This window comes from Ruegeria sp. CDSB117 (genome assembly GCF_059611005.1).
The window spans coordinates 107,115-119,476 of the sequence record NZ_JBXWOS010000018.1 but is presented as its reverse complement, the minus strand read 5'-3'; the positions used below and the strand labels follow the sequence as shown (position 1 = coordinate 119,476).

The window sequence follows — 12,362 nt, the reverse complement described above, 5'->3', positions numbered from 1 at the left end:
GCGCAAACAAACTCCCAGAACCAGAAGGCCTCACAGCCTGACCTGTTTCGTTAGGGCGCAAAAAATGCGCCCTAACGCACCGGTAAATTGTCCAAGCGCCAAATTTGACCATGATGTCAACGGGCTAAATTTCCCCCTTTTAAGGTTTGAATGTCTGAATGGCGCGTGGTAGCCGGGAAATCCCAGCCGTTTACAGTGTGTGAATGTTAGCTTTCCGGGGCTTTTGGCTGGGCCCCTGAAAGTGGTTTTTGATATGGTATGACTTCAAAGCTAAGACCCTTCTTATGCCTGTGCAGCCCACAACGTGTGGTGGCCGGAGCGTTCTTCCTTCCTATGCTGGCTTACGCTTTTCCGCCGTTCCAGATGTCTGATTTGCCATTTGTCATTTGCTTCTTATTTTGGTTCGGGGTGATGGGCATCGCTGTGACGTCGACCTGGATGGCCCGAAAACTGATCCGCGAAACCGGGACTGTTCTGAACCTGCCGGTGCGTGACCTGGCAATCGCCCTGTTTGTTCTGCTGTTGTTTATCCCGTCCCTTTGGGTGCTGGGCGTGGTTCTGTTTTCCATTGGGGGCCACTCTGCACCCGGCATCCCGCAGGTTATAGGATACAGCGCCTTGTTTACTGCTGGCCTAATACTGACCAGCCGAGTGGAACCCAAAAGCGCACCACCATCATCCCCGGCACCGCGGCTTGCGCGACGGTTGCCTGCGTCTTTTCAGGGGCAGATTTATCGCCTGAGCTCGCGCAATCACTATGTGGATGTGGTCACATCTGAGGGCATCTTTGCGATCCGGTTACGGCTCTCTGATGCGGTTGGGGAAATGGAGCCCCTGCGCGGGCATTGTGCGCACCGCTCTCACTGGGTCGTGGATGAAGCAGTTGTAGCCACTGAGAAGGTGGCCGACAGAATCTATTTGAAGCTGGTGAACGGTGATCTGATCCCTGTCAGCCGGAAGTACAAGCCGAAGCTCGAGGATGATGGGCTGATATGATCTCAGCGCGGCATTGGGATGATTTGCGGATGAGGGCCGGTCAGGATGGCCATTGCCCGGTCGCTCATCAAGTCGCTTAGAACTTTCTCGGAACTTCGCAGCCCGCCTGTATAGGTGCCATAGGCCGGTAGGATAAGCCGTGCATTGTCCAACAAAAACGCCGGGCGTGTGATCGTCCGACCGCGTGCCCTGATGCGGGTTTTGGGATGGTAGTGACCCGAGACTTCACCTTGCGCACCAAGTAGGGCGATATGTCGGAAAACCAGCGGACCCACCGTGTATTCAGCCAGATGTGTTCCGCCCAGATCTATTGGACCCGGGTCGTGGTTTCCTTCGATCCAAATCCATTGTCGGCCTGCCTGAAGGGCCGTCAACGAAAGCTTCTCGGCGGTGCCCAATGCAGTCAACGCATCCAGATCGTCAAAGCTATCGCCCAGACAGATGACAGTTTGCGCGCCGGTTCTGTCGATGTCGGCGGCCAGCCTGGTCAGGGTGTCCTGACTGTCGTAAGGCGGAAGTGAGGGACCACCGCGTCGCGCCATACGTTCGGATTTGCCAAGATGCAGATCGCTGACGCATAGCAGATTCCGGCTTGGCCACCACAACGCACCAGTTCCCAATGCGCGCAGGTCTTGATCAGCAAAGGAAAACGCCAAATCGTTCATGGTACGTTCTTTGCCTGTTTTGACCTCTGACGCAACCTGATTTACTTCGCGTCTAGTCCCGCAGCCTGTAGCAACCGGGCGCCTTCCTCGGCCAACAGGCGTTCTTCGGCGGCACCTTTGACTGGTACCTTGCCAACCTCCAGAAACAACGGAGCAGCAAGCGGAGAGACCCGGTCAAGCCGCACCAGATCGATCCGGTCGCCAATGCGTTCGATCATCGCCTCGATACGCCCAAAATCGACCAGGCCGCGCATTGCTTCCTCGCGGGTGATCTGCATCAGAAGGTGGTTGGGGTCATACTTTAGCAGCGTATCGTAAAGAATATCCGAGGAAAACGTAGCCTGACGCCCGCTCTTGCGTTGCCCGCCTGTATTGCGTTCGATCAGGCCTGCGATTGTGGCCGAGGCGCGAAAAGTGCGTTTCATGACAGCGTTGCCCGCCAGCCATGTCTCAAGCCCGTCACGCAATTCGTCCAGTTGGAACAGAGGGCGCGGGTCGGTCACTGCGTCCAAGCCCCAAATCAGCGTCGCATAGTCGGTGGCAACGAAACCAAGCGGGGCAAGCCCGGTTTCCTCCATCCGTTTGGTCAACAAAAGGCCAAGGGTTTGCAGGGCATTGCGGCCGGCAAAGCCGTAAACACAAAGATGTTCACGGCCATCATTGGGAAAACTCTCGATCAGCAAGCGATCACGCCGCGGCAATCGGGACATATCTCGCTGCAGGGCAAGCCACTCGGCTGTGTGTGCAGGCAATTGCGGCCAGTCGGGTTGCGCGAACATGCGCAGGATACGATCGCTGAGTTGGGTCGAGGTCGCGAACTTTGTACCCGAGAACGTGGCGATCTTGGGTTTCTTGTCGGCCCGACGGCTGACCTCGACCACCATTTCTCGCAGCCCCTCATAGCGGACGATCTGCCCGCCTATCAGGAAGGTGTCTCCGGGCGTCAGAGAGGCTGCAAATGCCTCCTCGACCTCACCCAGCGGTCTGCCCCCACGATTGCGCTTTAGGCGGACTTTCAGCGTGTCAGTGTCCTGTATCGTGCCCAGATTCATGCGAATACGCTGTGCAGCCCGCGGGTCTCTTAGCTGCCATTGGCCGTCGGGGCGCTGCAACAGCCGCTGCCAGCGATCATAGGCGCGCAGCGCATAGCCACCGGTTGCACAGAAATCCAAACAGGCGTCGAACTCAGCGCGGCTGAGGTCAGAAAATGGCCCTGCTGCTGTCATTTCGGTGAACAGGGCATCTGCATCGAACGGGCCTGCCGCAGCGGCGATGAGCATATGCTGGCACAACACGTCCCTTGGGCCCCGTCCGCGCGGTTCGCCATCCAGATCATGGGCCTTTGCAGCCTCCAGCGCCGCAACGCACTCGACCACTTCGAACCGGTTCGCTGGGACCAATAGGGCTTTGGACGGGGCGTTGTAACGGTGGTTGGCACGGCCAATGCGCTGCACCAGGCGCTTGACGTTCTTGGGCGCACCAATCTGGATCACCAGATCCACATCCCCCCAGTCGATGCCCAGATCCAGACTGCCCGTGCAGACAATGGCGCGTAGCTCACCGCGAACCATCGCGGCTTCGACCCGTTCCCGCTGTTGCCGGTCCAGACTGCCATGATGGATGCCAATTGGCAGCCCGTCCTCATTGGCAAGCCAGATATTGTGAAAGAAAATCTCGGCCTGCGCGCGTGTATTGTGAAAGATAAGCGTTGTTCTGTGCTGTTTAATCTCCGCCAGCACTGCAGGGATCGAGTAGGCCGCCCCTCCGCCGGACCAGGGCGGCATCTCTTGCGTCTCAAGCATTCGGATGTCGGGATCGGGGCCGGGGTCTGCCTGAATGATCTGACATGGATCAGGGTTACGGGCCAGAAACTGTGCGATGGCTTTTGGGTCTTCGACTGTGGCCGACAGGCCGACGCGTCGCAGGTCAGGGCACAAGCTTTGCAAACGGGCCAGCGCCAACATCAACTGATCGCCACGTTTGCTTTCTGCCAGGGCGTGAATCTCGTCCACGATCACGCGCTGTACCCCTGCAAACATCCTTGGCGCATCCTCGTAAGAGGTCAGCAAAGCCAGGCTTTCAGGCGTGGTCAGCAGGATATGTGGAGGGTCCACGCGCTGCCGTTTCTTTTGCGTGGCCGTGGTATCGCCTGTTCGGTCTTCAATGCGAATGGGCAGACCGATTTCATCCGCCGGGCCGCGCAGGTTGCGGCGAATGTCGGCGGCCAACGCTTTGAGCGGCGAAACATAGAGCGTATGCAGGCCGGGGTGATCATTTTCCGCCAGTTCGGCCAGCGTCGGCAGGAAACCGGCCATCGTCTTGCCACCGCCGGTTGGCGCAATGAGCAAAGTGGCCGGGTCCGCAGCCCGGTCAAACATCTCTTGCTGATGTGGGTGGATGGACCAGCCTTTGGTGTCAAACCAATCCGTGATCCGGGCGGGAATCTGCGTCATGAACGCAGACTACCCGGCTTGTCCCGGAAATGGCACGGCGTTATTTAACGATTGTCTCGTCTTTAACGAACATGTTGGCCCAGGCCCTGTCGATCAGGTCGGGGCTCATCTGATAGGGGATGCCCTCGAACTCGCAGATCGAGATCATCTGGTCGATCAGGAAGATCGGCTGATAGTTGGCGTAGACGTTGTTGATGGTCGGGTATTTGACCTTCAGCAAATGCACCAGAGCGGATTCATCCAGCGGCATTCCGCGTTTTCGCGCCACCATTGCGAAAATTTTCAGGAAGTCTTCTTGAACCGGACCACCGATCTTGATCTTGAAGAAGATCCGGCGCAGGGCCGCTTGGTCGAAGATCTCGTTCGGGTGGAAGTTGGTCGAGAAGATGACCAATGTGTCAAAGGGAACCTCGAATTTTTCGCCTGATTGGAGGCCAAGAATATCCTTGTTCTCTTCCAGAGGAACAATCCAACGGTTGACCAGCGCTTGTGGCGGTTCCTGCTGACGACCAAGGTCGTCCACGATAAAGATGCCGCCGGTTGATTTCAGTTGCAGCGGCGCCTGATAGGTGCGTGCAGTCGGGTTGTAGACCAAATCCAGCATGGAAAGCGACAGTTCACCGCCCGTTACAACGGTCGGGCGTTCGCATTGAACATAGCGTGTGTCGAACCGTTTGCGGCGGCGGAGACTGTTGGGGTCATCTGCTTCCTGCTCGATCGCAGTGTGGACGATCGGGTCATAAACGGTGATGACCTGACCGGCATACTCGATGGCACGAGGTACATAGACGTTGTCCCCTAACGCGTCGCGAATACCGTTCGAGATTGAGGACTTACCGTTTCCCGGAGGGCCATACATCAGAATGGATCTGCCAGCGCTGACCGCGGGGCCCAGATGGTCCAGCAGGCTGTTGGGCAGAACCAGATGCCCCATGGCGCCCGTTAGCTGATCGCGGGTCACTTGAATATTTCGGATAGACTGACGCTTGACCTGTTCCCGGTAGACGTCCAGCGGAACCGGCATGGCGCCGAAGTACTCAGATTGGCTCAGCGCGTCCAGAGCGCGGGCTTTGCCGGCATCGGTAAGCTGATAGCCCATCTCGTTGCCACTGTTGGCGTTCAGTGTGCCGGTCGCTTCGAGCAGCTTTTGTTCGCGGGCAATGTCCACAAGTTCTTGCGTGACCGCACCTGGCAAACAGACCGCTTCCGCGATTTCCGTGACCGTATCCACGTTCTTTCGGAATATCGTCTTAAGCAGAATGTCCCGCATCATCACGATGGGCAGTTTCATTTCGGCCATACCCTTAGGGGCAGGGGGGGCCATAACCGAGGTCGTCTGCATATTCATGAGCGTTGCCCGTCTATCCACTAATCACGCCAAAAGCCCCACACGGGCCACTTGCCTAAAATCTTAACCTGGTTTGTGTCAGCACCAAGGCACTGAAAAGGCGGACTGATGATAGTTTATGAGCCGGAAACAGTACCGAGAATCAGATAGATCGCCAGGCTGGCCCCCAACGGAAAACCCATCGGGAATTTCTTGCCCCGATCCCAGCTTTCCCAGTCCGGGGCAATTGCCCTAAGGCGCGTGTGTTTGGCCAGCCGATGTGTCACATATGCACCAAGCATGGCACAAGTGGCGATCAGCGTCATAAGCAGATAGTCACCGGCCCAGACAAAGGCCGAGGCGGCCGCTAGAAACTTGGCATCACCTGCGCCCATAACCCCAGCCGCGTTGAGGAGGATGCCAAAAAACAGAACGACAAAGATGTGCAGCAATTGCCATAGATAGGGCGGCAGCGTCAGGGCAATCGGACCAACGCCGCCGGTCGTCCACTCGGTGGACCAAGGTGGCAGCACAATCAATCCGACAACAGCAAAAATCGCGACCAAAGCGATCACGGCGTGATTTTTGATCAACATGCTACGCAGATCAGTGAAGGCTACGTACAAGCAGATCGGCAACACAAATGGCAAAAACCATGCGGCTGCCGTCGCAGGGATATTCATGAATCAGGCCTCTTCAAGCGCGCGAAGCGATCGAACGGCTTCCTCATAGTGCTGCGGGTGGGTTGCAATGGCTTCGCGGAACAGGTTCTTGGCCGTTGTGATGTCGCCTTGCTTGATTGCAGAAATGCCCATTGTATTCAGTAACATGGCCCGCTCAACCTGTGTCAGAGGAACAACCGGCATGTTATAGTTGCCCTGCGCGGCCCGGGCCAGCACAAGGTTGTTCTTGGCTGTGAACAGCGATTTGTCCTGACGGATAGCTTCAGAAAACAGCCTTTCCGCATCCGCGTAGTCACCGCGTGACAGCTTGGAGTAGCCCCAGTTGTTCATAACGCTGCCAGGGCGCGTGGTCAGACCGACGGCTGTTTCGTAAAAGTGATCTGCGCGTTTCCAGTCTTTGCGAGAGTCTGCAACGACCGCCTCAAGGCGGTAACGTTGGAATGTCTCATAGGTTGGAGGAACAGAATCCAGCGTCGACTTGGCGGTCGACCAGTCACCTGCGCGGACCGATGCCGCGGCGTATTCGACCCGGTCGACGTTGCTCGCGCCCTTCATGGTTGTCACTTTTTTCCACGCCGAAGCGGCCTCGGTCGTGCGTTTGGCGCGCGTAAGAGAAATCGCGAGGCCCCGTTGCAGGTCGATCCGGCCGGGGTTTTTTGCAGCAGCACCTTTGAAATAGGTCACAGCCTCGTTCGGGTCAGCCGCGGTCAGAAGAACCTCGCTCAGGTTGGTTTCGTCAATGACGTCCACCTCCTGATAGGTGCGTTCGACCTTTTCTTCCTCGGTTTCTTTTTCGCAGGCGGACAGGACCATCCCGCAGATTACCATCGTTGGAATCAAGAATTGCTGGCGCATTTTTTGCGTCCCTTACTGCTCTTGCCAATGTTACGGGAGCTTGCGCAGCTTGAATTGCCCGTCGCCTTGCTGCTCCAGTGTATATTCTTGTTTTTCCGGGGTAGTATTAACAGGATTTTCCATTTTTGCGAGTGCTAAGCGTAGATTGTCCAAGATTGCGTCACTTTCGCCATTGTCCAAAGCAAAGGCGCGCCGGAACATCTGTTCTGCCTCGGGGTATTCGGCCTTTTCCATCAGCACAACACCAAGATTGTTCCACGCGATAGGCCAGTCAGGCTCATCCTCAATTGCGCGGCGCAGCAGTTCCTCTGCCTGCCCTAAACGCCTGAGACCCAGGTTCGCAGTCCCCATTGAGGTCAGGAGTTCCGTTGTCATCCCCTGATCCAGCGCGGCACGGGAAAAGGATGTCAGCGCCAGCTCATATTCGCCCGATGCCATCAGCCGGTTTCCGACTGTAACAGGATCAACAGCTTCGGCCTTAGGGTCGATGCCAGGAGCATCCAGATCGTTCGAAAGGCCTGTTTCTGTACAAGAGGCCACCATGGCAAGAACCAAGGTGGCCTGAAACGTGCGGCGTAGCCTAAACCGGATACACCTGAAATTTGAATTCATCGGGACGTTATCCACCGGATCCACTGTTTGCAAAGTCCGCGATGCCTTTTGCCGAAGGGCCGACCAGAATGACCAGCAACGGCGGCACCGTCAGCATCATTGTGGCAAGTGTCATTTTGGTTGGCAACTTGTTCGCGGCCTCTTCGGCGCGCATTACCCGCTTGTCACGCATTTCACCGGCATAAACCCGCAGGGCTTCGGCGATTGATGTACCAAATGTGGCCGACTGGATCATAACAGTCACAAACGAGCTGACGTCCTGAACGCCGCAACGTGTGCCAAAGTCTCTGAGAACGCTGTCCCTGTCCTTACCTGCCTTCAGTTCGTGCGCGACGACTTCGAACTCTAGGGCGATATCCGGGTAAGAGACTTTCATCTCAGCCGCGACCCGAACGATTGCCTGATCCAGCGACTGACCCGCTTCCACGCAGACCAGCATCAGGTCCAGAGTATCGGGAAACCCTGCGACGATGGCTTCTTCTCGCTCGGCAACGCGTCGCGTGATCCAATAGCGGGGGAGGAAGTAGAACGCACATGCCGGGATCAAGACGCGGGTGGCCGTTTGAGTCGGTGTGAATTCTTGGCCACCGGAAAAAACCGTGACCAACAGAACACCAATCGCGACCCCGACCAAACCAAGGGCAAATTGGGTAAAGTGGAAAAAGCGCACCGCGTCCTTGGATTGATACCCCGCCTGGCGCAGCTTGAGTTCCATCGCGGACAGCTCTTCCTGATTCTGTGGTTCCAGGAAGTTCGCAAATTTCTGAAGCTGCTCGTTGCGACTGGCTTGTCGCAGTTTGTCCTTGTTGCCTTTCTTGCCTTCCTTGGGCGCTGCATTTGAACGTTGCAGTTTCTTGAGAGGGTCCTCTGGTTGGTTCAACATCAGTGGCACGGCCACCAGAATCATAAACAACCCCAGAACACCAACCACAATAAGTGGTCCGAACGGCCCCAAATGCTCGGTCAGGACTTCATTGATTTGGGTCAGAAATTCCATACTCAAGCCCTCAGACTTTGATGTTCGTAAGAATGCGCATGACGATCAGGTTCAGTGTCAGCATGATGCCCACAAAGAAGCACATCGGAATGAACCACTCGTGGTCAACAACCTCGTCATAGTAGCCCGGATCTTTCACCAGAATGAACAACAGGCAGAAAAGGGGGAAGCCAGACAGAAACTTGCCGGACCATTTTGCTTCGGCAGTGATCGCCTTAACGCGCCGGAACAGGCGAAACCGAGCACGGATAACTTGGGCCAAGCCCGCCAAAATTTCCGCTAGGTTACCACCTGCCTGTTGTTGGATTCCGACAGCAACAGACAAAAAGCGCAAATCTTGCATCCCCAGACGTTCTGCCATGTCCTTTAGGGCTTCACCCACGTCACGGCCATAGGCGCATTCGTCAGCGATGATACCAAATTCCGTTCCAAGCGGATCCTGTACTTCGCTCGCAACAATCTGAATTGTCGAGACAAATGGGTTACCAACGCGAAGAGAACGAACCATCAGCTCAACGGCGTCGGGCAGTTGTTCCTCCATCAGGCCCATACGTTTCGAGGCTTTGTGGTTCACCCAAGCATAGACACCCCCGACACCGATCCCAATCGAAAGCGCAATCCGCAATACGGTATCCGTGGCCGTCCCGATACTTAACCCAACATAAGCAAAGCCTGAAACCAGCACCATGATCATAACCAACTGGCGTGGCGAAAAGGCGATTGCGGCCTTTTGCGCCTTGTCGGCCAACAGCGAATAGAGCGGGATGCTCTGGGTCTTCATATGCTGCTGCATTTCCTTGCGCAGCTGTTCCAGGACCTGCTCGCGTCCGACGCCTTTCTCAAGCATATCCAGACGCCGGTTCACGCGGCTGTTCAGGCTGATGGACTTGCCAAATGCCACAAGATAGATGCCCTCGACCAGGAGAAGAACTCCTACGAAGATCACAACATAGATAAGAGCCTCTACGGGCAGTTGCATATCCGGATCTCCTTAGACGGTCGTAGGTTCGTAGATGGATGGAGGCAGGTCAAAGCCCCACAGACGGAAGCGTTCGGAATAGTGGCTGCGAACACCGGTCGCGGTAAAATGGCCAATGATCTTGTTGTCTGGCGTCAGACCAACGCGTTGGAACTTGAATATTTCCTGCATAGAAATCACGTCACCTTCCATCCCCGTAATCTCAGTGATTGAGGTCATCCGACGCGAGCCGTCCTGCAAGCGGCTGGCCTGCACAATCAGGTTCACAGCTGATGAGACTTGGCTGCGGACCGCTTTGATCGGCATCTCGATCCCGGCCATTGCGATCATGTTTTCGAGACGCGAAATCCCGTCTCGGGCCGAGTTGGCGTGGATCGTGGTCATTGAACCGTCGTGGCCCGTGTTCATGGCCTGCAGCATGTCGATCACCTCGGCGCCACGCGTCTCGCCAACGATGATGCGGTCGGGACGCATACGAAGGGCGTTTTTCAAACAATCGCGCGGGCTTACTTCGCCTTTGCCTTCGACGTTAGGGGGGCGGCTTTCCATCCGTCCCACATGGGTCTGCTGCAGCTGAAGTTCCGCCGTATCCTCGATGGTCAGGATGCGTTCGGCGTCATCAATAAAGCTGGACAAGGCATTCAGCGTCGTCGTTTTGCCCGAGCCTGTACCGCCCGAGACGATGATATTCAGACGCGTTGAAACAGCTGCCTGCAAATAGGCGGCCATTTCTTCGGTAAATGCGCCGAAATTGACCAGATCGTCGATGGCCAGCTTGTCTTTTTTGAACTTACGAATGGAAACAAGCGACCCGTCAACGGCGATAGGTGGCACCATTGCGTTGAAACGCGACCCGTCAGCTAGGCGGGCGTCGACATAAGGGTTGGATTCATCGACCCGACGACCCACGGCGGATACGATCTTGTCGATGATCCGCATCAGGTGCTTTTCGTCCTTGAACGTGACGTCGCTGATTTCTAGCTTGCCGTGCCGCTCGACAAAAATCTGCTGAGGGCCGTTTACCAAGATGTCGTTGACGCTGTCGTCTTGAAGCAGCGTCTCAAGGGGGCCCAGACCAGTGACTTCGTCGTACAGTTCCTTGTTTAACTGCGACCGGTCTTCGCGATTCAGAACGATATCACGAGATTCAAGAATTTCGCTCGAGATAGCGCTGATTTCTGCCCGAAGTTCAGATTCTCCGGCCTTTTCAAGTGCCGCAAGATTCAGGTTTTCCAGCAGTTCCCGGTGCATCTCGATCTTGATTTCACCCAGGCGCTCTTTGCGCTTGCGATCCCGGTCCGAAGCGACCGGTTCAGCGGCCTTTTTTTGGATTGGGCGACGGGCGACGGCGTTTTCAGTGGATGCTTTTTTCGGAGCAGGCGTTTGTGCCGCAGCCTCAGGCGTTGGAGCAGCCTCGACCGGCTGCGCTGCTGGCTGCTTCTTGTATCTTGAAAACACGGCGACTACCCCTCTGAAATACGGTTACGCGGCCTCGGCGCTGCTGCTGCCCAAACTGTGAAGCGATTTTGCAAGTTTTGCGATTTCCCGACGCAGCGGGTTTTTGGCGGCGGATTTGGCCAGCGGCAATCCGTGATCACCGCTTTGCATGACGGGTTTGCCACCATCTGGCAATTGCAGGTCAATTGAAATGCCCAGGCTTTCGCCCATTCGCTTGACCCGGCCTTTGCCATTCAGGTCAGTGAATTTCGGGGCTCGGTTCAGAGCAAACCGGAGCTTGTTGAACGGCAGTTCCTCGGCCTGAAGGGCGCGTTTCAACCGCAGCGCGTTCTGAGCGGATCGCATATCCAGCTCGATCATGGCAAAGTACACATGTGCAGCCTGAAGAACCGTTTCCGACCAATGAACAAGGGTTGTCGGCATATCGACAACCACGTAGTCGAATTTCCTGCGGGCTATTTCGATGACGCGTTCGATGTCTTCGGGTGTGATCAGGTCCAACGGAACCATATCGGACGGTGCAGTCAGGACCTCAAGCTTTTCCTCATAGGTTTGTAGGGCCTGCGAGAAGACATCGTCGTCCATCGAGTTTGTGTCCGACAGCATCTCAAATATGGTTTCGCGTCGGGGAAGGTCCAGATAGGTCGACACGCTGCCGTATTGCAGATCCAGATCGATGACGCACACAGAAGGTGCCTCTTTGTCTGACGCAGTTGCCAGCTCCCAGGCGAGATTGACCGCCATAGTCGTTGATCCCACACCGCCTGCCAGCCCATGGACCACAAACAGCGCGCCTTCTTTCGAATCACCGTGAGCGGCAGGAGCTGTCGCAACCGCAGTCGCTGCTACCGGCTCAGGTTTGTTCATGCGCTCGATGGCTTCCTGCAGCTCTCCCTCGGGAAGAGGGTAGGGGACAAACTCGTCCGCGCCCTTGCGAAGTAGTTGGTGCAGAGATGCAGGTGTGACGTCTTCGGCGATCAGTACGATCTTGATCTTTTTCTCTTTGGCCTGCGAGATGATCTCGCCCATCAGAGAAAGGTTGTCCTCATCTTCTCCGTCAATGGCAAGCGCAACGAATTCAAGGCTTTCCGCCTCAGGTTGGCTGAAAAAAGCCAGGGCTTCGGCAAAGCCAAGGTCGCCCCAACGTTCGCCCAGAATGGTTTCCATGTCCTCGATCAGAAGATCAAAATTTTGGACGTCACGGCTGATCGTGCAGGCCAGAATGGCAGTTCCGTCATCATGCGTTTTGGCGCTTGTCATTCACACAATCCTCGTCGTCTGGGCCTGCTCACTGCCCGAACATGTCTGGTTCGGTTCAGTTCGCTGTTGCCCGGCCG

General features: G+C 56.2%; 11 protein-coding genes. 1 reads left to right on the top strand and 10 read right to left on the bottom strand.

The window, feature by feature from the left end:
* Positions 1-333: 333 nt before the first annotated feature.
* Positions 334-996, top strand: a complete 663-nt coding sequence (locus AC2FJC_RS18335) for a LytTR family DNA-binding domain-containing protein (RefSeq protein WP_496740620.1) — start codon at positions 334-336, stop codon at positions 994-996.
* Between the two features lie 2 nt (positions 997-998).
* Here AC2FJC_RS18335 and pdeM read toward each other — a convergent pair whose 3' ends face one another.
* The 10 genes from pdeM to AC2FJC_RS18285 all read right to left on the bottom strand — a co-directional run bounded on the left by pdeM (position 999) and on the right by AC2FJC_RS18285 (position 12,285).
* Positions 999-1,661, bottom strand: coding sequence for a ligase-associated DNA damage response endonuclease PdeM (gene pdeM / locus AC2FJC_RS18330; protein WP_496740618.1), 663 nt, complete (start codon positions 1,659-1,661; stop codon positions 999-1,001).
* 41 nt (positions 1,662-1,702) lie between these two features.
* A complete protein-coding gene (locus AC2FJC_RS18325; RefSeq protein WP_496740616.1) occupies positions 1,703-4,114 on the bottom strand; it encodes a ligase-associated DNA damage response DEXH box helicase in 2,412 nt (803 codons plus the stop codon).
* A gap of 40 nt (positions 4,115-4,154) precedes the next feature.
* Positions 4,155-5,462: a DUF8689 domain-containing protein gene (locus AC2FJC_RS18320; RefSeq protein WP_496725974.1), complete on the bottom strand. Its 1,308-nt coding sequence runs from the start codon at positions 5,460-5,462 to the stop codon at positions 4,155-4,157.
* A gap of 116 nt (positions 5,463-5,578) precedes the next feature.
* Complete coding sequence (locus tag AC2FJC_RS18315; protein WP_496740614.1) at positions 5,579-6,124, bottom strand: prepilin peptidase; 546 nt, start codon at positions 6,122-6,124, stop codon at positions 5,579-5,581.
* 3 nt (positions 6,125-6,127) lie between these two features.
* Positions 6,128-6,979: a tetratricopeptide repeat protein gene (locus tag AC2FJC_RS18310; RefSeq protein WP_496725976.1), complete on the bottom strand. Its 852-nt coding sequence runs from the start codon at positions 6,977-6,979 to the stop codon at positions 6,128-6,130.
* A gap of 30 nt (positions 6,980-7,009) precedes the next feature.
* A complete protein-coding gene (locus AC2FJC_RS18305; RefSeq protein WP_496740612.1) occupies positions 7,010-7,591 on the bottom strand; it encodes a tetratricopeptide repeat protein in 582 nt (193 codons plus the stop codon).
* A gap of 7 nt (positions 7,592-7,598) precedes the next feature.
* Positions 7,599-8,588 carry a type II secretion system F family protein gene (locus AC2FJC_RS18300; protein WP_496740610.1) on the bottom strand — a complete coding sequence of 330 codons (990 nt, stop codon included), beginning with the start codon at positions 8,586-8,588 and terminating at the stop codon, positions 7,599-7,601.
* Positions 8,589-8,598: 10 nt separating this feature from the next.
* Complete coding sequence (locus tag AC2FJC_RS18295) at positions 8,599-9,567, bottom strand: type II secretion system F family protein (protein ID WP_496725979.1); 969 nt, start codon at positions 9,565-9,567, stop codon at positions 8,599-8,601.
* A 12-nt stretch (positions 9,568-9,579) separates the two neighbouring features.
* Entirely contained in the window at positions 9,580-11,025 is a 1,446-nt protein-coding gene (locus AC2FJC_RS18290; RefSeq protein WP_496740608.1) for a TadA family conjugal transfer-associated ATPase, read from the bottom strand.
* Positions 11,026-11,049: 24 nt separating this feature from the next.
* Entirely contained in the window at positions 11,050-12,285 is a 1,236-nt protein-coding gene (locus tag AC2FJC_RS18285) for a CpaE/TadZ family protein (protein ID WP_496725981.1), read from the bottom strand.
* Between the last annotated feature and the right edge of the window lie 77 nt (positions 12,286-12,362).